The organism is Nocardioides sp. B-3 (genome assembly GCF_024703895.1).
Lineage (GTDB): Bacteria > Actinomycetota > Actinomycetes > Propionibacteriales > Nocardioidaceae > Nocardioides.
In genome coordinates this window covers 3,293,013-3,311,296 of sequence record NZ_CP087968.1, presented here as the reverse complement: position 1 = coordinate 3,311,296, position 18,284 = coordinate 3,293,013, and the positions used below count along the sequence as shown (strand labels likewise).

The 18,284-nt window shown below is 67.4% G+C and carries 22 protein-coding genes and 2 pseudogenes; 14 read left to right on the top strand and 10 right to left on the bottom strand.

Features of this window, described 5'->3' with window-relative positions; genetic code table 11:
• The first annotated feature begins 181 nt into the window (after positions 1-181).
• The 4 genes and pseudogenes from LP418_RS22020 to LP418_RS22010 all read left to right on the top strand — a co-directional run bounded on the left by LP418_RS22020 (position 182) and on the right by LP418_RS22010 (position 3,475).
• Positions 182-1,441, top strand: coding sequence for a glycoside hydrolase family 3 protein (locus LP418_RS22020; protein ID WP_257953691.1), 1,260 nt, complete (start codon positions 182-184; stop codon positions 1,439-1,441).
• A pseudogene (locus LP418_RS34230) lies at positions 1,326-1,838 on the top strand (glycoside hydrolase family 3 protein); the annotation flags it as partial. The gene LP418_RS22020 and the pseudogene LP418_RS34230, both read left to right, overlap by 116 nt.
• A 304-nt stretch (positions 1,839-2,142) precedes the next feature.
• Complete coding sequence (locus LP418_RS34225; protein WP_442939977.1) at positions 2,143-2,349, top strand: fibronectin type III-like domain-contianing protein; 207 nt, start codon at positions 2,143-2,145, stop codon at positions 2,347-2,349.
• Positions 2,350-2,440: 91 nt separating this feature from the next.
• Complete coding sequence (locus LP418_RS22010) at positions 2,441-3,475, top strand: extracellular catalytic domain type 1 short-chain-length polyhydroxyalkanoate depolymerase (protein ID WP_442939976.1); 1,035 nt, start codon at positions 2,441-2,443, stop codon at positions 3,473-3,475.
• A gap of 53 nt (positions 3,476-3,528) precedes the next feature.
• On the opposite strand, the gene LP418_RS34220 is transcribed toward LP418_RS22010, so the two are convergent.
• The 3 genes from LP418_RS34220 to LP418_RS21995 form a co-directional block, all read right to left on the bottom strand.
• Positions 3,529-3,621, bottom strand: coding sequence for a hypothetical protein (locus tag LP418_RS34220; protein WP_442940302.1), 93 nt, complete (start codon positions 3,619-3,621; stop codon positions 3,529-3,531).
• A 162-nt stretch (positions 3,622-3,783) separates the two neighbouring features.
• Positions 3,784-3,927, bottom strand: coding sequence for a hypothetical protein (locus tag LP418_RS22000; RefSeq protein ID WP_257953687.1), 144 nt, complete (start codon positions 3,925-3,927; stop codon positions 3,784-3,786).
• A gap of 92 nt (positions 3,928-4,019) precedes the next feature.
• Complete coding sequence (locus LP418_RS21995; RefSeq protein WP_257953686.1) at positions 4,020-4,193, bottom strand: hypothetical protein; 174 nt, start codon at positions 4,191-4,193, stop codon at positions 4,020-4,022.
• 343 nt (positions 4,194-4,536) lie between these two features.
• Between LP418_RS21995 and LP418_RS21990 the strand changes: the two genes are divergently transcribed.
• The 5 genes from LP418_RS21990 to LP418_RS21970 all read left to right on the top strand — a co-directional run bounded on the left by LP418_RS21990 (position 4,537) and on the right by LP418_RS21970 (position 6,426).
• The gene (locus tag LP418_RS21990; RefSeq protein WP_257953685.1) at positions 4,537-4,803 is read left to right on the top strand and encodes a hypothetical protein; all 267 of its coding nucleotides are present in this window, start codon (positions 4,537-4,539) and stop codon (positions 4,801-4,803) included.
• A gap of 10 nt (positions 4,804-4,813) precedes the next feature.
• Positions 4,814-5,767: a tyrosine-type recombinase/integrase gene (locus LP418_RS21985; RefSeq protein ID WP_257953684.1), complete on the top strand. Its 954-nt coding sequence runs from the start codon at positions 4,814-4,816 to the stop codon at positions 5,765-5,767.
• A 128-nt stretch (positions 5,768-5,895) separates the two neighbouring features.
• Entirely contained in the window at positions 5,896-6,138 is a 243-nt protein-coding gene (locus LP418_RS21980; protein ID WP_257953683.1) for a type II toxin-antitoxin system RelE/ParE family toxin, read from the top strand.
• Positions 6,131-6,313, top strand: a complete 183-nt coding sequence (locus tag LP418_RS21975; RefSeq protein ID WP_257953682.1) for a helix-turn-helix domain-containing transcriptional regulator — start codon at positions 6,131-6,133, stop codon at positions 6,311-6,313. Before LP418_RS21980 ends, LP418_RS21975 begins: the two co-directional genes overlap by 8 nt.
• Entirely contained in the window at positions 6,310-6,426 is a 117-nt protein-coding gene (locus LP418_RS21970; RefSeq protein ID WP_257953681.1) for a helix-turn-helix domain-containing transcriptional regulator, read from the top strand. Before LP418_RS21975 ends, LP418_RS21970 begins: the two co-directional genes overlap by 4 nt.
• A 27-nt stretch (positions 6,427-6,453) precedes the next feature.
• Here LP418_RS21970 and LP418_RS21965 read toward each other — a convergent pair whose 3' ends face one another.
• On the bottom strand, positions 6,454-6,660 hold the full coding sequence (locus LP418_RS21965) for a helix-turn-helix domain-containing protein (RefSeq protein ID WP_257953680.1): 207 nt from the start codon (positions 6,658-6,660) through the stop codon (positions 6,454-6,456).
• Between the two features lie 143 nt (positions 6,661-6,803).
• Between LP418_RS21965 and mobF the strand changes: the two are divergent.
• From mobF to LP418_RS21950, 3 genes and pseudogenes are all read left to right on the top strand, one after another.
• Positions 6,804-7,463 (top strand): annotated as a pseudogene (gene mobF, locus LP418_RS21960) (MobF family relaxase); the annotation flags it as partial.
• Positions 7,453-8,169 (top strand): relaxase domain-containing protein, encoded by a 717-nt coding sequence (locus LP418_RS21955; RefSeq protein WP_257953679.1) that lies wholly within the window; start codon positions 7,453-7,455, stop codon positions 8,167-8,169. The pseudogene mobF and the gene LP418_RS21955, both read left to right, overlap by 11 nt.
• Positions 8,124-10,319, top strand: coding sequence for an AAA family ATPase (locus LP418_RS21950; protein WP_257953678.1), 2,196 nt, complete (start codon positions 8,124-8,126; stop codon positions 10,317-10,319). Before LP418_RS21955 ends, LP418_RS21950 begins: the two co-directional genes overlap by 46 nt.
• Positions 10,320-10,464: 145 nt before the next feature.
• On the opposite strand, the gene LP418_RS21945 is transcribed toward LP418_RS21950, so the two are convergent.
• The 4 genes from LP418_RS21945 to LP418_RS21930 form a co-directional block, all read right to left on the bottom strand.
• Positions 10,465-11,190 carry a hypothetical protein gene (locus LP418_RS21945; protein ID WP_257953677.1) on the bottom strand — a complete coding sequence of 242 codons (726 nt, stop codon included), beginning with the start codon at positions 11,188-11,190 and terminating at the stop codon, positions 10,465-10,467.
• Positions 11,191-11,550: 360 nt separating this feature from the next.
• On the bottom strand, positions 11,551-12,363 hold the full coding sequence (locus LP418_RS21940) for a hypothetical protein (protein ID WP_257953676.1): 813 nt from the start codon (positions 12,361-12,363) through the stop codon (positions 11,551-11,553).
• An 82-nt stretch (positions 12,364-12,445) separates the two neighbouring features.
• Complete coding sequence (locus tag LP418_RS21935; RefSeq protein ID WP_257953675.1) at positions 12,446-13,591, bottom strand: hypothetical protein; 1,146 nt, start codon at positions 13,589-13,591, stop codon at positions 12,446-12,448.
• On the bottom strand, positions 13,584-14,363 hold the full coding sequence (locus LP418_RS21930; protein ID WP_257953674.1) for an ATP-binding protein: 780 nt from the start codon (positions 14,361-14,363) through the stop codon (positions 13,584-13,586). Before LP418_RS21930 ends, LP418_RS21935 begins: the two co-directional genes overlap by 8 nt.
• Before the next feature lie 294 nt (positions 14,364-14,657).
• On the opposite strand from LP418_RS21930, the gene LP418_RS21925 reads away from it, so the two are divergent.
• Positions 14,658-15,155: a SigE family RNA polymerase sigma factor gene (locus LP418_RS21925; protein ID WP_257953673.1), complete on the top strand. Its 498-nt coding sequence runs from the start codon at positions 14,658-14,660 to the stop codon at positions 15,153-15,155.
• 394 nt (positions 15,156-15,549) lie between these two features.
• The gene (locus LP418_RS21920; protein ID WP_257953672.1) at positions 15,550-16,434 is read left to right on the top strand and encodes a hypothetical protein; all 885 of its coding nucleotides are present in this window, start codon (positions 15,550-15,552) and stop codon (positions 16,432-16,434) included.
• A gap of 299 nt (positions 16,435-16,733) precedes the next feature.
• On the opposite strand, the gene LP418_RS21915 is transcribed toward LP418_RS21920, so the two are convergent.
• Together LP418_RS21915 and LP418_RS21910 are read right to left on the bottom strand one after the other, a co-directional pair.
• Positions 16,734-17,636, bottom strand: coding sequence for a hypothetical protein (locus LP418_RS21915; protein WP_257953671.1), 903 nt, complete (start codon positions 17,634-17,636; stop codon positions 16,734-16,736).
• Positions 17,633-18,013, bottom strand: coding sequence for a sigma-70 family RNA polymerase sigma factor (locus LP418_RS21910; protein ID WP_257953670.1), 381 nt, complete (start codon positions 18,011-18,013; stop codon positions 17,633-17,635). The genes LP418_RS21915 and LP418_RS21910 overlap by 4 nt, the downstream gene beginning before the upstream one ends.
• Positions 18,014-18,284: the final 271 nt, after the last annotated feature.

Below are 18,284 nucleotides of genomic sequence, written 5' to 3'. Positions count from 1 at the left end.
CGTCGTTGGAAAGCCGTTCACCGCACGGCTTCTCGAAAAGCGACCAGGGAGATCGAACTGCATGTCAAAGGCACACAGGTATCGACCGACCATCGTGGCGCTAGCCGCCGCGGCACTGGTGACATCGATGGTTCCCAGCGCGACCGGCTCATCGGCGGCCGTTGTGGGCACCATTTCTCAGATGACAGCGGCCGCGCCGGGGCCATGCGCCGACGTGACGCAACGACCGTGGTGCAACACGGACCTGTCGCCTGACGAGCGCGCCGGGCTCCTGCTCGCCGCCATGACGCAGGAGGAGAAGATCTCACTGCTCGCCGGCGACGACCTCATCGGTGTAGCGGGACGGGAGGGCACGCACACGGGCACCAGCAGGGGCATAGAGCGGCTCGGTATCCCCACTCTGTACTTCAGCGACGGCCCGGTCGGTCCGCGTCAGGGCCAGTCGACGCAGATGCCCTCGCCGATGAGCGTCGCCTCGTCATTCTCACGCTCCTCCGCTCGGCTCGACGGCGCCGTGATCGCCACCGAAGCCAAGCTCAAGGGCAACGACGTGGTCTTCGCGCCCGGCGTGAACTGGGGCCGGACGCCACTCAACGGTCGGACGTTCGAGTACCTCGGGGAGGACCCGCACCCGGCCGGCGAGCTCGCGGCCGCCTACATCGACGGCATGCAGGACCGGGGCGTCATCGCCAACGTCAAGCACTTCGCCGTCAACAACCGGGAAGGTCAAGGCCTGTCGGTGCCCGAGTCACCGCTCGGGGCCGGAATCGATGGTTCACGCCTTCTCGTCGACGCCCGAGTCAGCGAGCGCGCCCTGCGCGAGCTGTACCTCCCGGCTTTCGAGACCGCCGTCACCAAGGGTCACGTCGGCACGGTGATGTGCTCGTACAACCGGATCAACGGTCAGTACGCCTGCGAGAACCAGCACCTGCTCAACGACGTCCTCAAGGGCGAATGGGGGTTCGACGGGTTCGTCCTGACCGACTACGGCGCAGGAAAGAACCCGATCAGCTCCCTGAACAACGGCCCGGACCTCGACATCTGGCCCGGCATCACCTACAAACCGGTCGAGGTGATGGCCGCCCTCGCCACCTCCCGGGTCAGCGAGACCACCATGGAAGAGCACGTGCGCCGCATCCTGCGCACCATGTTCGCCTTCGGCGTCTTCGACCGGGCCCCCTACCTCGACGACGCCTCGCGCATCCCCGTCGACCGGCACCACGAGGCCGCGGCCGACATCGAGGCCGACGGCATGGTGCTGCTGCGCAACCAGCGGGTCGGCTCCACCCCCGATGCTCCCCCTGCGGGCCGAGTCGATCCGGACCGTGGCCGTCATCGGTCCCGAGGCCGACCTCAACAAGACCGGCGGCGGATCCTCCGACGTCACCCCTCTCCGAGAGGTCACCCCGCTGGAAGGCCTCCGGGAACGCCTTGGCGCTGATCGGGTCGTCTACGACGACGGCAGCGACGCATCGCGCGCAGCCGAGGTCGCCCGGGCCGCGGACGTCGCGGTCATTGTCGTCGGCGACAAGATGACCGAAGGCGTCGACAAGACCGAGCCGACTCTCAACGCCGCACAGACGGACGGCATCGACCGCGACGCGCTGATCAGCACGGTCGCTGCGGCGCAGCGCCGCACCGTCGTGGTGCTGCAGACCGGTGGACCTGTTCTTACGCCTTGGCGTGACGAGGTGCCAGCTGTCCTAGAGGCGTGGTACCCGGGCCAGAACGCGGGCACCGCCTTGGCACGGGTCCTCTTCGGCGACGTCGAGCCGGGCGGGCGACTGCCGATGACGTTCCCCCGCAGCGCCGCTGACCTGCCCACTGCCGGCGACCGCGAGGCCTACCCCGGCGTCGCCGGGACCGTGCAGTACAAGGAAGGAGTCCTCGTCGGCTACCGCCACTTCGACGCCCGCGGGATCGAGCCGGCCTTCGAGTTCGGCCACGGATTGGGATACACCCACGGCGCTACTCCAAGCCGATCGTGCACCGCACGGCCAAGAACGGACTCGTCACCGCTCGATTCACCGTCACGAACACCGGGCGGCGCGCCGGCGCGACAGTGCCACAGCTGTACGTCGGCATGCCCTCCCCGCACCGGGCGTCGTCCAACCACCCCGCCAGCTCAAGGGCTTCACCAAGGTGCGTCTCGCCCCCGGGGCATCTCGCACCGTCACCTTCCGTCTGGTCCGCCGCGACCTCTCCTACTGGGACACCGCAGGCGACGAGTGGCGGATGGGCGATGGTTGCTACCGCCTGCAACTGGGGACGTCGTCGCGATCCATCACCGCCACCACGCTCGCGAGCTCGCGCACTGCATGCGCTCCTAGCGCTCTGCGGCTCCGATGATCGGCCTCGTCAGGGCGGTCCGTGCACGGGTGCATTCGTCGGTGCGATCGCCTCCCTTGCGCTGGGCCTCACAGGTGGGCTCACGGTTCCGGTGAGTGCCGTTGGAGACGGCCTTCTCGGCATCGGCTCACCATCTGCCACGGTTCAACAGGGAACGGCTCCCCAACCGGGCTCCACCACCGTGCGGCAGGTCGGGTTGGCTCAGGTCCGCGTGTACACGCCACGGGGCTACCAGCCGGGACATCGCCATCCGCTGGTCGTGATGATCCATGGTTGCAACACGAATGCCGCCGAGCAGCAGGCTGCATCCGCGTTCGAGCGGGTCGCCGATCGACACGGGTTTGTCGTGCTGTTCGCCGACCACGACCAGCGCGAGACCCTCGCGGTCGGAACGCATCCGGTGCGGTGCTGGCGCTTCTGGTCACCTGCGGACACCCATCGCGGACTGGGCGATCCCGCCGACGTCGTGGCCCAGACCCGCCTCGTGCAACGTGAATGGTCCATCGACCATACGCGGACGTACGTCGTCGGGATGTCGTCCGGCGGGATGCTGACCAGCACGCTCGGGGCGACCTACCCGGACGTGTATGCCGCCATCGGTGTCGTGGCCGGATGTGGCTACGGCGCGAACGCCGCATGCCTACTGCCGCCCTACCACGCACTCGACCCGTCGAGCACCGAGGCCGCCGCCGCTCACGCCGAGCAGGGCCGACGCACGCGCGCCCTCCCGATGATCGGCGTCCACGGCAGCGCAGACACCACCGTCCCGCCCGCCGCAGGAGCAGGCACCGTGCGGCAGTGGGTGAAGGCAGCGAACCTCGCGCTGAGTGGCGACGACGCGCGCCCGGTTCCCCTTTCAACACCCGCTCGTGTGGTGAGGCCTCCTCATCGGCGCGTCTACGAGGTCGCCGACTTCCGCATGCCCAGCACCGACTGCCTGATGGCTCGGCGGGTGACGGTCCACGGGATGGGCCACTACTGGCCGGGCGGGTCGGCAGACCCCGGTGTCGCCCAGTGGACGGATCCGACAGGGCCCGACGGGGCCGCACTGGTGTGGAACTTCTTCCGACAGTTCCGGCTGGAGAGCCAACTCGACGCATGTCGTGACACGCGGCGCCAGTCCTGACCACTGGAGATGGTGCGGTTCCTCGACCCGATCCGATCCGACGGGACAGGAGGTCAGTCGCGGTGGAGCGACGCGCAGTCCGTGCAGGTGATCAGCCAAGGCCGCAGCTCGAGCCGTTCGGGGTGAATCGAGCTCGTGCAGCGCACGCAGGTGCCGTACTGGCCGTCGCTCACGCGCCGGCGGGCGACCCGGACCTGCTCGAGGATCCGCGCCACGGTGCCCCGGTGCGCGGCAGCGACCGGGTCGTGCGTGGTCCCCGGGAGTGAGTCGAGCTGTGCACGGCGAGCCAGCTCGAGCTGGGCCAGTGCTCATCCGAGGCCCGACGGTGTCGAGAGCAATGCACCTCGTGGCTGGGGCAGGGCCACCAGCCGGGCGGTCGGTCCCGCGGCAGGTGTCAGACGTGGAGCCGGCTCGGCGGTGGGTACGGCGACGGGGAGATCGATCTGGGTCATGGCAGTCCTCGAGGTCACACCGTGCGCCGGCCTACGGCGGCGCACGAAGGAGGTGGCTGCGCCGCGACGCGGCGGGCCAAGGAAAGGTCAGCTCAGGACTGGGTCGGCGGGGCGCGGTCGACGCTGCGACGAAGCACGTCCGGGCCCCGCATGCCGCGGGCTTCTTCGCTCAGCTCCGGGGCGAGCAAGGCGGCACCGGACGACACGTGGGACGGCAGGTGCGAACGGTCGGTCGTCCCCACCGCGATCACCGTGTCCTGCCCCATGAGCGAGACCATAACAACGTTCCCGGGGAAAGCCAGTCGGCCCAGCTTTGCGGCCTGTCTTCGGACAGTTCTGGCACCGAGTCACAAACTCAGAGGGCCTCTGCACGGATGTTTCCCCGGGTCAGAGGCCCTCTTCCCGCTCCCCCCGATTGGACTCGAACCAACAAAGACGACTGTTGGACAGGTGTGGACACACCGAGTCGTAACAGGCCTCTGACCTGCGCAAACATGTCCTCTCGATGCAAGTCCAACAGTCCACATTTGGACGAATTATGACGTACGCTCCGATGCATAGCCGATGCAGAATCCGTCCGCATCGGTAGCGACGAAGGGCAAGAACGGCATGGCACGCACGGCAGATCGGCGCCGGTTCGGTCAGATCACCAAGATGCGGTCGGGTCGCTGGCAGGCCCGCTACGCAGTGCCGCTGGCTCACGAGTCCGGCCGCGGTGGACACATCGTGACGGCGCCCCACACGTTTGAGCCGGGCGCCTACGGCAAGGAGGCGGCTGGACACTGGCTGCGCGGACGAGGAGAAGCGCCTGCAGGCCGAGGGCGCCGAATGGAAGACCGTTGCCGAGAAGGCCGAGGCCGAGCGGGCGGCACTTGAGGCTGCGCGCGTGGCGACCTTCGAGGAGTACGCCAAGATCTGGCTGCAGGCGCGCAAGGTCAAGGGCGGCAAACCGCTGCAGGAGTCGACCCGGCGCGGCTATCTGATCTGGTTGCGAAAGTATCTGTTGCCGACGTTCGGTGAGATGCCGCTGAACACGATCACCGCGACCCACGTGCTGGCTTGGTACGACTCACTCCCCCACGACAAGCCCAAGACAGTCCGCGAGGCTTACTCGCTCGCCAAAGGGATCATGAAATCAGCGACCGCAGCGGACGGCATCCTGCCGGGTGCCGTCAACCCGTTCACCATCGACGGGGCCGGCACCATCGGCAGCAAATCCGACAAGCGAACCGAAGTGATCGAAGACGAGGACCTGGCGATCATCATGGCGACGATCCGCCCCGAGTGGAGAGCAATGGTCGCCCCGGCGCTGGGCTGCGGTCTGCGGTTCGGTGAACTCGTTGCGCTGCGCCGATCTGACATCGACCTCATGGCAAAGGTGCCGGTGCTGCACATCCGTCGCGCCATCGGCACCGGGCCGGGTGGCAAACGATACGAGAAGGAACCGAAGTCAAAGGCTGGCATCAGGGACCAACGTGTCCCCGCCTCCGTGGTCACCGTCTTGAGTGAACACCTCAACAGCTACGTCACAGGCCGCGACGGGCTCGCGTTCCCGGGACCATCTGGCAACTGGCTGCAGCCAACTCGGTTTCGGGATCTGTCGGGCGGGTGGGCCGACGTGCGCGAGGCGGTCGGGCGCAACATCAACTTCCACGACCTTCGCGCGACTGGCGCGACCCGACTGGCGCAACGTGGTGCCCACGTCGCTGAGGTCCAGACGTTTCTGGGCGACTCCTCCTCAGATGCCGCTGAACGGTACGTGCGCGCCACCCAGACCCGCATGGACGACCTGACCGCACTCGCGTTCGACGGTCTCGACTTCGGCGGGCTGACGCGGTGAACAGAGCTGTCGGTGCCTTCCGGCAGAACGCCATTGGCAATCTCGGGAGTGTGAACTACAGTTGACAACGACAAGGATCGTTCGAAGCGAGACTTTCGACAGATGGATGAGAAGCCTCAAGGACAGGCGTGGGGCCGCGCGAATCCAAGTCCGGCTCGATCGCCTCGCCAACGGCAACCCGGGGGGACGCCAAGCCGGTTGGCCATGGAATCTCCGAGCTGCGGATTGATGTCGGTCCCGGCTACCGGGTGTACTACCAACACCGCGATGACGTGCTCATCGTCCTCCTCTGCGGTGGCGACAAGTCAACACAGACGAAGGACATCGAGAAGGCCCACGAGATGGCGAAGGACTGGAAAGACCATGGCTGAGAAGTTCTCACCGTACGACTCGGCGGACTACCTCAACTCGCTTGAGGACATCGCCTACTACCTCGAGGCCGCCCTCGAGGAGGCCGGCGACGATCCTGCCTTCATCACCCGCGCGATCGGCGTCATCGCCCCGCTCCCAGAATTTTCAGCGAGCTCGCCCGCAAGGTGGGGATGAGCCGCGAAGGCCTGTACAAGGCATTGTCCAACGAGGGCAACCCCAGCTTTGCCACGATCTACAGGGTGACCCGCGCCCTCGGGCTGAAGTTGGAGTTCCACGCCGTCGCTTGACGGGTCCGGCTGGTACGCCACTCACGATCACGCGCTCCGGTGGTGCCGAGTGTTCACCGGGTGCGCGTCGATCAGCCGATCGAGCGACTCCACCCGGATCCGGATGGTCCGCCGGCCGAGGCGTACGGCGTCGAGCTCGCCGGCCGCGATGTAGCGGCGAACGGTCTTGGTCGAGACGGCGAGGATCTCGGCGGCCTCGCAGAGGGTCACGAGTTGGCGGGGCTTGATGGCCATGGGATCTCCCGGGTCGGTGGCGACCCGGATGGCCGCCCTCACCTCCAAAGGCCGACAGATGTCCGCCAGTGGCCACCCCAATTTCGCCCCCTCGTCCTCGCCGTCTTCCCATCCGTCATCACGTCCCTGCTCACGGCCCCGACATGTCCCCTTCTCGTCACTCTCGCCCGGGGCCCGTCCTCCGCCTCCCGCCTGCTCCCGCTCCCATGCCCAATTCGAAATACACCTCTTTCACTGCATTCGGGGTGGCCACTCAGGGCCCGGTCCCGGCCTTGAGGGATATGACGATGTCGTTGAAGAAGCTCGCCGCTGGCTCGGGTTATGAGTACCTGACCCGGCAGGTTGCAGCGGCGGACTCGACCGAGCTCGGCAGGATGCCACTGGCCGACTACTACGAGGCGAAGGGCGAGGCCCCCGGTCGCTGGGTCGGCTCTGGCCTAGCCGAGGTCGACAGCATCGAGTACGGCGACATCGTGACGGCCAAGCAGATGCAGCACTTGTTTGGCGAGGGCTGCCATCCGGTCACCGGATCGGCATTGGGCCGACCGTTCGGCAAGGGATCGGTGGCCGGGTTCGACCTCACCTTCAGTCCCGCGAAGTCGGTCTCAACCCTCTGGGCCGTCGCAACGCCCGACGTCGCGAGGCAGATCAAGATGGCGCACAACGCGGCCGTCCTCGACGCCCTCGACTTCTTGGAGACGCACGCGACCTTCACCCGCGAGGGAGCCGGCGGCGCACGCCAGGTCGAGACACGTGGGCTAATCGCGGCCGCGTTCCTGCATCGCGACTCGCGTGCCGGCGATCCCGACCTCCACACCCACGTCGCGGTCGCGAACAAGGTTCAGACCAAGCAGGGCAGAGTGGCTGTCGATCTACGGCACGATCCTGCACGAGCACGTCGTCGCCGCGTCCGAGGCGTACAACACCGCACTCGAAGCCCACCTCCACAGGCAGCTCGGGGTCCATTTCGTCGACGTCCCTCGTCCGCGTGGGAAGCGCCCGGTGCGGGAGATCTCCGGAGTGGATCCGCAGTTGATGAAGCGGTGGTCGAGCCGTCGTGCCGACATCGAAGACCGGGTCGCCGTGCTCACGCGCGAGTTCACCGAGGACCACGGCCGTCCGCCGACCGACAAGGAATCGATCGCACTGGCGCAGCGGGCGAACCTCGAAACCCGTGAGGCCAAGCACGATCCGCGATCGGAGTCAGAACAACGCCGGGGCTGGCACAACCAAGCCGCGGACCTCCTCGGCGAACGGGGCATCCGAATCATGCTCGACTCCGCCCTGACCCCCGACCAGCGGTCACGACCAGAGTTCACCTCCGTCTGGCTCGCGCAGGCCGCCGATCAGGTCATCGGCCAACTCGAGTCGCACCGTGCGACCCGGCAGTCCTGGCACATGTACGCCGAAGCGCAACGCCAGTGCGCGACCTCGACGTCCCTCCCGAGCAGGTCGCTGAGGCGGTGGAGCATCTCGTCGACGCCGCCACTGCCCGGCTCATCAACCTGACACCGGATCTCGACCCGATCACCGAGCCCACAAAGCTGCGGCGCTCGGACGGGGTGAGCGTCTACCGACACACCGGCGCCGACCACTTCACCAGCCCCGCGATGCTCGTCGCCGAACAGCGCATTGTGGACTCCGCCGGCACCGTCGGCCCGCGGGCTCCGGACCCAGTGGACGTCGAACTGGCGCTCATGGCCGCCACCCCGGAGCAACCCTCCCTGAACGAGGGGCAACGCGCACTCGTCTTGGCGCTCGTCGCCGACTCTCGACAGGTCGCCCTCGCGCTGGCTCCGGCAGGTGCCGGGAAGACAACGGCGATGAGCGTCCTCGCCGCCACATCCCACGACCTCGGCTACGAGGTGGTGGGTCTCGCTCCGTCCGCAGCCGCCGCAGCCGTGCTCTCTGAGGCGACCGGTATCCCCGCCGAGACACTCGCGATGCTCGACCACACCCTCGGCGCCGGTCTTGATCCCGGAATCGGGCCGCACACGATCGTCGTCATCGACGAGGCCGGGATGGCCGACACCCCGACGCTTGACCGGGTCATCTCAGCCTGCACCGGGATGGGCGCACGTGTGCGGCTGATCGGGGACGACCAACAACTCGCTGCTGTCGGCGCCGGTGGCGTCCTCAGGGACATCGCCAGCACCCACGGCGCCGTCCGGCTCAGCGAAGTGGTGCGCTTCGACGACGCCGTCGAAGCCTCCGCGTCCCTCGCGCTTCGGGACGGGGACAAGTCGGCGATTGGGTTCTACCTCGACCACCACCGAATCCATTCCGGCGACGAACTCACCAGTCTCACCGAGGTCCCGGTTGCCCGGCAGGACGAGACGGAGGCTGGACGCGAATGCCTGATGCTCGCCCCCACTCGCGATCTGGTGGCCCGCCTCAACAAGGCGGCGCGCAACACCCGCCTCAACGGAGCCGAACCGAAGGACCGGGTGGCACTGGCGGACGGCAACAACGCGTCGGCGGGCGACGTCATCCTCACCCGCCGAAATGACCGCCGCCTCGGGATCAGCAGCACTGACTGGGTCAAGAACGGCGACCGCTGGACCATCACCGCAGTCGACACGAGTGGCACCATCCGTGCGCGTCACCTGCGATCCGGGCTGCAGGCGACACTTCCGCCGGCCTACGTCAGCGAGCACATCGAGCTCGGCTACGCCACCACAGTCCATGCCGCCCGGGGGCAGCACAGCCGACGTCATGCACGGCATCGTCGCCGGCAACGAAGACCGACAACTGCTCTACACGATGCTCACCCCGTGGCCGCGCCGCCAACCACCTCCACCTCATCACCGAACAGCCAGACACCGAGGAGGACTTCCTGCCCGGCATCGAAGAACAGCTCACGGCCGTCGATACCTTCGATCGCATCGTCGGCCGCGATGGCGCCGCGGTCTCAGCGACCACAGAGTTCGCGCTCGCTACGAGCCCCGCCACGCGCCTCCACGAAGCAGCGATCAGGTATGCCGAGTCCGTCAGCACCGCCACTCACCAACTCCTGCGCGGCGAAGCCGATGATGCGCTCGAAACCGCTGGACCCGGGACCGCTCCCGTGGTTGCCCGGTATCCCCAGTGATCTCCACGAGCACCGAGAGTGGGCCGCCTACCTGACAGCGCGGAGAGACCGGGTCACCCATCTTGTCGAGGTCGTACGACACGACGCTGAGCTCCCGCCGGCACTGCGCCGCTTCGATGACGTCCTGACCGACGAACTTCGCAGCGAGATCCTGACCTGGCGGGCAGCCAACGGCGTGCACGAAGACGATCGCAGCCTGCTGGGCTCCGTCCCGGGAACCGATGATCTCGCCGCCGCCCGCTACGCCCGTCATCCGCAACGCCGGGTCGACGCCCATTACCCGGCGTCCGTACGCCGCTGGGAGTCCGAGATCGCCGGGGCGATGGGCGATCCGGAGCACCGCGACGGCCACATCCTCGACTTGGCCCGCGAACTCGACCGGTTGCAGGTCAGCGGCCTCAACCCGGCACAGATCCTCCGCCGGGCGGCCCATCTTCGGCGCCCGCTTCCTGAGGACCGCAAGGTTGAAGCCCTCGCCTACCGGATCGAGCGCATGGCGGCAAACGACGCCGCGCACCGGCCTGAGCGCCACCAATCGGGTCGCCGGTCACCCGGCATCGGGCTCTAGGAGCGCCTGCCATTCCCGCGCCGAGCGACTCCGCAACCCGGTCCCCGGGACAACGTTGAAAGCGACACGCAGTTGCTTCGGTGTCATCTCCGAATGGTCCAAGCGGAACCGCTCAAGTTCGGCCTCGACGAGCGAGAGCTCCATCTCATCCCAGACAGTCAACTCGCGACAACGATGCTGGGCCTTCCACTCCGCGTACCGCTTCGGAGTCGTCCCGAGCTTCGACATACTCGATGAGCCGATCCAGCGCCCTCGCCGCCCGCTTCCTCAGCGACCTCGGCGCGAGATTCGCCTCAGCCGCGACCGCCTCCACGACGGCCGGCGCGGTCAAACCCAGCCGCCCGCGGCGCGCCGGCACATTCTGTCGATCTGCTTCGGCCGCGAGCGCCCACAACAGCCAATAGTCGAGACCGTTGATCGCCCCTTCCGCGAAGCCGGTCTGGAAGAGCTCGGTGAGGACCGGGCCGGGGTCGGCCTCAGGCTCGACGCATGGGACCTCGTTGAGCAGGTCCGGATCGCCGGTGGCGCATGTCATGGCCCGGTCGCGACGTCTCGCAAAGTCACCGACTCCAAGGTCCGCCAGAACCTCGCGCCTGGTCTGCCCGACGATGGCGCCCGCGATGTTCGGCGTTGTCAGTCGGTACGCCGCAGACGCCTCGACCCAGAGCTGGCTCGCCACCGGGCCGTCGATGTCGTCCGAGATGTCGGTCCCCTGCCCGGCTACTTTCTCGGCTCCGGGGAGCAGCGCCCACACGAGCGCAGTGATCGCCTCCGGCTCGAACTCAGTCATGGATGCCAGAACGCCGAGTACGGCATTCGCATCGTTCGGCGCCGCCAGTGCCCACTCGGGCAGATCGACCAAGTCCTCCACGACGGCAACCTCCGGCCTCTCCCGAGCCCACCGGCGCCGGGCCTTTCGTGCCTCGCACATGAGTGCACCGTCGCCGTCCGAGAGGCCAAGGCAACCAGCAACGGACATGGTGTGCTCCCGAGGGACATCCCTGCCCCGACGATCAGCAGGGACCTTCTAGCGTGGACGGGACAATCGTGCTCGTCAAGGCCGAATCGGCGGGCCGAACGGACAGCACAAGACGTTCAGAGACAATCCGAGGCGTTCAGCAATAGCCAGCACAGTCCGTACTGAGGGCTCCCGGGTCGCGATCGCGACATGGAGCCGTGGCTCCCCGAGTTCCGCGGGACTGATGGAAAGTGGCGGAGGCGCCAGTTTCCGTTAAGCGCGCCGTTCCCAGGGAAGGTCTTCGGACGGGTCTTGCGGGACACGGGCGGTCGCTCGCGACGCGCGACCTTGCGACGTTGCCGGAGCAGGTTCCAGATGCGGGACGCTTGTCACGGCCGGGAACACCTTGGGTGACAGCGCCGTGGCACAGGCACAGCGAATGCCGGGCCGAATGGCAAGTGCCCCACGTTGACGGTGCCCGCCTTCGGCTAGGCCGGTGTACGCGGCCCCGGCGGCCTTGGCCTGTTCCCAGTCCCCTTGAAGCTCATCGACCGTTGGTTTGGTGCTCATGTACTCGGCGGCGTGGGAGTGGCCGGTCATCCGGTCGCAAGCGCGGGCGAACAAGGGCTCGATGACAGCGACGGCCGCGTCGAAGCGGCCGGTGTCGATCTTAGAAAGACGGGTCATCATGATGTTGGCCCTGTACCGCTGGGTGACGTTCTGGAGGAGCTCTTGCTCTACGAATGCCTCGCACCGGGCGCGGAGCAGGTCGTAGGTCTCCTTGATCAGGGCGTCCTGCAGGACGGGCTCCGCGCCGGGGATGCTCTCGAGTTTGACGTTGATCCGCTTGGCCGGGTCGGCCGCGGTGTCCAGTCGCGGTTCGACGTCGGGGGCCGGGATGCCCTTGGTGGCACCACCGTCGCGGACTTCGTAGATCTTGGCCCGCAGCTTCTTGTTTTGCCGCACCGAGATCAGGGCCGAGGCGAACATGATGTTGTGGGTCAGCACGATCACCCGGTGGCTCTCGGCGAGCTGTTGAATCCGGGCGGCCACTTCGTCGAGGCGGCGGTAGTCCGGGCTCGTCACCGGGTCGTCGAAGACCAGAGGTGCCTTGGTCTCTCGCATCCGGCTCTCGGCGAGGAAGTCGGCGATCGCGAGGACCTTTTGCTCACCCTCGGACAGCACCGAGGACGGCTTGTATCTGGCGACGACCTTCTTGCGTTGCGCCCGGCCGCTTCGACCCCCGGAAGGTCAACGCCACCCCCGGCGCTCGCAGGCGACTGCACTCCTCGGTGAACAGGCCCTCAAAGTTCTTGTTGACCAGATCCTCACTGGCGAGCTTGGACTGGATGGTCAACTGCTTGCCGGCGCCGCTCGAGATCACTTTTGACAGCTTCTCGAGCTGATCTGCGCGCTTCGCGCGGCGCACATACTCGCGGGCGGCCGACAAGTTCCGGGCAAGCTCGATGCGAGCGGTGAGCTCGGCGAGCTCGCTCTGTTTCGCCGCCAGCAGCGTGGCGGCGTTTGCCTTGTCCTCGGCCAGCTTCGCCGTGGCCAGCTCCGCGTCCGATACCAAGGGTTCGAGGGACGACACCAAGGCGGCTGCGTCGACGGTCACCCCAGCGCCCGTCAGCGCCTGCCCGGTGCTGCTCTCGTTCAGCGCCGTATCGGCAGCATGTAGGACGGCCGCGGCCTGCGCACTCCATGAGGGCGCCTCATCGAGGGCGGCTTGTCTCGAAGCGAACTCCAGCGCCGCGGCCAGTTCCGATCTGTCCAGAGCCGGGCTGGCGTCGGCCGGGGCCGCCTGAGCCGTGGCCAATTGTTGGGTGACCGTCTCGTCGAGGAAGGCGCGGTATCGACCGACCGGGTCGAGGGCTACCGGGCTCAGGGACTGGGTGCAGTAGAGGCAGTTGTCACCGGCTTGGGGGTAGTGCTGCGCGGCTAGGTGCTGCCGGTAGCTGTCGCCGGCGACGATGAACCGCTGCCATTCCTCGTCCGGCTCCCCGTGCAACTCCGCGGGGGTGAAGAGCAGTTCGCGGGCTTGCGCGCGGCGTTGTTGTGCGGCGGCCAACGAGTGTCGCGCGGCGTCGTACGCCGCGGTGTCGTACGACGCGAGCACGCGTAGGACGCTGGTCAGGCGGGTTAGGTCACGCTGGCTTTGTCGCGCATTGGTCAGCAGTGCGTCGAGGGTGTTGGCCCGTAGAGCTTCGACCTCTGCCCGGAGGCGGTCGCGCTGGTTCTCGGCGTCGCCATCGACGGCCGCCAGCCGCCCGAGTTCCTCCGAGTCTGAGGTGGCCCCGAGGGTCTCAATCATCGGATAGATCGTGGTTCCGCGAGCGAACCGGGACAGCAGAGGGTTGGCACCGGGCCTCAGTTCGGTGACCTCTGTCGCGATCAGCTGCTGGATGCCGCGGATGCCTGCCGCGACGTGGGAAAACAGGGCGAGCTCGGCGGGGGGTGTAGACGTAGCCGAGGTCGCTGTCGACGTGGAGCGACACGGCCGCGGAGTCGAACACGCTGATCCGGGTGAACGGCGACAGGCCGGCCTCGTTCTTCCAGTGCACGGCTTTCGCGTGCCCGGAGAGCCGGTATTCGATCCGGGCTGACGGTGTGGCAGCCGATGCCGCTGGCGCGTGGGCGTTCGGCAAGATGTCCTCAGGCCTGCGGACTGCGGAGATCCGCTTGAGGATGCGCGCGTAGCCGGTCTTTCCGGATCCGTTCTGTCCGAACAGGACCGTCAGGTCGGCGTCGAACTCCGGGGTCTGCTCAGGTGCGAGGGCGTTGACGTGCTCGACTTCGTACAGTCTGGACAGCTCCAAGGTGTCGTCCTGACTCGGTTCGACGGCATCGAGCTCGAGCGTTGGGACGGTGGGCAGTGGCTGTCCAGACAGCCCCTTCTCGGCCAAGAAGGTGGCGTAGACCTTCTCTAGGGTGTCCTCACCGGGCTCTTGCCGCGACAGTATCGACTCCGCCGTCAGCTGCCGCACCCAAGCGTCTTGGTTGTTGGCCCAGTCGACCAGTAGCCGCCTCGGGGTGGCGTCGCCGAGGTTGACAGCGATCTCGTCGGCGCTCGACTCCGTGCTCACCACGATCTCCGTTCCCGGCGAACGGGCTGTGCCGTGGAGGTCGCCGACTTGGTGGACAGGTCGGTTCATCATGCCTGACTTGGCGGGCCGGCGCAGACGTCGTGGGCGCTATCCGCGCGGTGCGGTCTCGTGCCGCTGTGTCAATGGCCCGATTCCGCACCGGCGCGCTCCTGCGCGATCGGGCCGAGCACACTCCGGGCGGGCGACCCAACCCTTTGCGGCCGGCATGGCGTTAACAGGGAGGATGGCTGACGGGTTCGGGCAGCGAGGCGTAGACGATCAGGGGGAGGTGCGATGTCAACAGCTGAGGCAGGGTTCACCGAGTGGCTGGTGGGGCACCGGACGTCCCTGCTGCGTGGAGCGCTTCTCCTGACGGGGGATCGTGCCCGCGCCGAGGACTCGGTCCAGGAGGCCACACTCAAGGTGGCCCAGCGGTGGCACCGACTGCATGATCAACACCCCACGGCCTACGCCCGCAAGATCATCTATCGCGACCACGTCAGTGGGTGGCGGCGCAGGCGCGAGTTCCCGACCGACGTCGCCCACGACGTTCCCGGGTATGCGCACGATCCCGACCACCGTGCCGTCGTCCTTGCAGCCCCGGCTGACCTTCCCCAGCGTCAGCGAGCTGTCGTCGTCCTCCGCTACTTCGAGGACCTCACGGAGCGGCAGACAGCAGACGTCCTCGGGATCGCCGTCGGCACCGTCAAGAGCCGGGCCCACGACGCACTGCGAAGTCTTCGCTCCGTGCCCTCCCTGCACGACCTCATCGGAGAGGAACGATCACGGTGACCGAGCCGCACCTGTCTGGCCTTCTGCGGCACGCCGTGGACGATGTCACGTCCAGCCTCGACCCTCACCGGGCCCGGGCCCGGGGTCGACGCCGCCACCGTCGCGCGACTGCCCTCGCTGTCGCCAGCTCGGTTGCTGCGGCGGCAGTCATCCTTGGCGGTGTGCAGGCGCTCACGTCGGACGACGCTCGCCGATCGCAGGATCCAGCCCCGAGTCCCACCACGACGAGCCTGCCTGTGCCGAGCGATCCGCCCACCGCCGCTCAGCTCAGGATCGATCCGTCATTCGACCCGGCCGATTGGCAGGACCTGCCGGAATATCCGGTCGACTGGGCCACTGGCCCTCGCCCGACCGGATGACCCCGCTAACGGACTCGCCTGTCGACCGGGCCACGGTGGCCGTCTCCTTCGACCTTGGCGGCGGCGTCGCGAACCTGAGCGTGCTCGGCACTGACGACCGCTGGCGCTCCGTGGACGTCGATGGCCTCACGTTCTCGCAGACGACCGAGGACAGGAGCCTCGGCCTCAACCGCGAGTCATTGTCGCCCGACGGCACCATGGTGGCCCCAGGGCAACCTGACGGCGTCGTCGTCATCGACCTCACTACCGCCGAACGAAGCGCCTACCCAGTGGACGGGCTCGGCGAGTTGTGGCACGGCCGCGAGACCTCATGGACGACTGACGGCACCGGCGTCCTAATCGCCCGCAACTATGCCGCCTTCCCGTCTACTTCCGGGTGGGCGTATCAGCCGAGACTACGCGTGGATCTCGCAACAGGTGACGTCATCGAGCTCGACTACGACCCGGGACATGCAGCGCAACTCTCTGACGAAACGGTAGTGGCCGACCTCTGGCGTGAGGACTCTGGGCACCGGCCGGTTGCGATATCACCTGACGGAAGTCGCACTGCACTCGATGATGGGCTCGATGAGGTACGCAGGATGTTGGGGGCGCCCAGCGACTTCACCGGGGAAGGACAACGGTGGGCTATCCGCCGCGAGGCGATGATCGATCCGGACCCCATCGGCGGCGGCAGCGGATTCATGGCGTTCGACGGCGATGAGCCATTGGCGATGCTCCCGGTGAACGGCGTCGAGAACCACGGTGGTGGCGGACGCATTGTCGGCTGGCTCGACGGGTCGACGCTGCTGTTCTCGATGCCCGACGTCGACGAGTCCGAGACCCTCGCCCGAACGGTCGCCCGGAACGTCGAGACCGGGGACCTCTGGAAAGGGCCTTCGATCCTGACCAACTGCCGGGTCTCCATCACGCGCGAGTGACCGGCGACCCGACATGCGTGGAGATCCCGTTCGGCGAACCCCAAACGACCGAAGGAGCAACCGCGAGAGTCAGCGCGCTGGTACCCCGTAGACCGATCGGCATTCGGGACGAACACACCCGAGCGGGCGAGCGCCGGCGGCCGCGCCCGACGGTCATTGGCGGTGGTAGTTCGCAGGCGAATGCTGGGCCGGGAGAGTCCTCAGCGGCCCTGTCACGCACGTGGAGTCGCTGGCGGCGGACATGAGTACTTCCATACGAGGCGATCCTCGCGACACCGTCGCAGGGACGTGCCGCACGGCTACTCGAACCGGGCGTCGCTGGTCACGATCGCGGTGACGTCATCCACGGTGAGCACCGCAGCTGGATGGTTCTCAGATGAGGCGTAGACGTACCATCCGTCGCCGGTGGCACGGGTGGCCATGGTGAAGGGCGAGTCGCTGTCCGGGTCGTCTCCACCGGTGCCTGCCGCCAGCCACGAACCGTCGGGCAGTTCTCGGCACGGGTAGTGGGCGGCGTAGTTGCAGACCTCCTTCTTCGGGGAGTAGGCCACGAATTGATCCAAGTCGGCGCACGATGACGCCAAGGCACATTCACGCAGCCGGTTGTTCTCGTTCCACATCGCGCACTCGCGCTCCGCCGCAGTGCTGGCCGTCGCCATCCCCGGGTTCGCGGTGACCCGGCAGTCCTCCGGCTTCGGTCCCGGATCTTGCGACCACTTGGCCTTGACCTTGTCCGAGTCGCGGTCGAAGTCAATGAGACTCAGCCGCACCGGTGTCCCGTCGAGGCGGAGGGTCACCTCGACACCTCGCTGGTTCCCGGCCCAATTGGTGTCGACCGGGTCCTCTCGAACCACGACCTCGGTGACCTCACCGTCGGACAGCATCGCCAGCAGACCATCTCGAATCTCGTCGACTCCCGCCCGTTGACGCTCACCCACTGGTGCCGGATCGTTCGACCCAGCCGCGAATGGCGCCGCGTCGCTCGCCGTCAGGTGCTCCACAGGAGCCGGCTGTTGCAACCACCAGCCCCCGCCCACACCCACAGCCGTGACCGCGGCCAGCGCTGCCAGCGCCGTCGCGCGGCGCCGGCGACGGACCTGTCTGGCCCCGTTGGCGATCGACGTGTCGACGATGCGGCCGACCTCCGGTCGCAACCGGTGCTGGACTCCGTCGATGGCGTCCTTCAGATCCATTTGGTTCATCGAATGACTCCTTCTCGCAGACGCGACAATGCGCGCGTGCTCCGACTGCGGACTGCTCCGGGGGTGAGATCGAGCATCTGGGCGACCCGGTCGACCGACAGATCGTCCAGATAGCGCAGGACCACGACCGCACGATCCAGCGGCTTGAGCCCCGCCAACCCGTCATGGAGCGCGATCTTGATGTCGCTGGTCGCAGCGTGGTCGTCGACGCCGTCCTCCGGCAGATCCTCGTACGGCACCTCCGAGCTGCTTCGACGACGGCGGGCGCTGATGAAGGTGTGCGTCAGCACGGTCTGTGCGTACGCCGCCGGGTGGTCCAGCGGCGCGCTGAAACGCTTGCTCACCCGCACATAGACCTTGGTCAGGGTCTCTTGCACCAAGTCCTCCGCTTCGGCGTGGTGCCCACAGAGCAGCCACGCGAGGCGGAACAGGTGGGGGTTCGAGCGCGGGCGAAGTCCGCAAACGTGTCTGGCCCCAGCCGTGCTGGATCGTTGGTCATCTCACTCCTACTTCGTCCTTTACGCAGTTTGGACGCTGGAGGAGCCGCAAATGTGTCAAAGAGAGACGAGACGCTGCCCATATACAACGAACGACAAGGATCACGCCCAGAACAATCCAAGGGCTGAATCGCCCGGGGGCACATCAGAG

What these genes read in the sequence shown, in the direction of transcription:
- LP418_RS21965 (WP_257953680.1), bottom strand. Translation starts at nt 6,660, where the DNA reads ATGGCCATCAAGCCCCGCCAACTCGTGACCCTCTGCGAGGCCGCCGAG.
- LP418_RS21935 (WP_257953675.1), bottom strand. Translation starts at nt 13,591, where the DNA reads ATGATTGAGACCCTCGGGGCCACCTCAGACTCGGAGGAACTCGGGCGG.
- LP418_RS21925 (WP_257953673.1), top strand. Translation starts at nt 14,658, where the DNA reads ATGTCAACAGCTGAGGCAGGGTTCACCGAGTGGCTGGTGGGGCACCGG.
- LP418_RS21915 (WP_257953671.1), bottom strand. Translation starts at nt 17,636, where the DNA reads ATGAACCAAATGGATCTGAAGGACGCCATCGACGGAGTCCAGCACCGG.
- LP418_RS21990 (WP_257953685.1), top strand. Translation starts at nt 4,537, where the DNA reads ATGGCACGCACGGCAGATCGGCGCCGGTTCGGTCAGATCACCAAGATG.
- LP418_RS21970 (WP_257953681.1), top strand. Translation starts at nt 6,310, where the DNA reads ATGAGCCGCGAAGGCCTGTACAAGGCATTGTCCAACGAGGGCAACCCC.
- LP418_RS22000 (WP_257953687.1), bottom strand. Translation starts at nt 3,927, where the DNA reads ATGACCCAGATCGATCTCCCCGTCGCCGTACCCACCGCCGAGCCGGCT.
- LP418_RS21995 (WP_257953686.1), bottom strand. Translation starts at nt 4,193, where the DNA reads ATGGGGCAGGACACGGTGATCGCGGTGGGGACGACCGACCGTTCGCAC.
- LP418_RS21975 (WP_257953682.1), top strand. Translation starts at nt 6,131, where the DNA reads ATGGCTGAGAAGTTCTCACCGTACGACTCGGCGGACTACCTCAACTCG.
- LP418_RS22020 (WP_257953691.1), top strand. Translation starts at nt 182, where the DNA reads ATGACAGCGGCCGCGCCGGGGCCATGCGCCGACGTGACGCAACGACCG.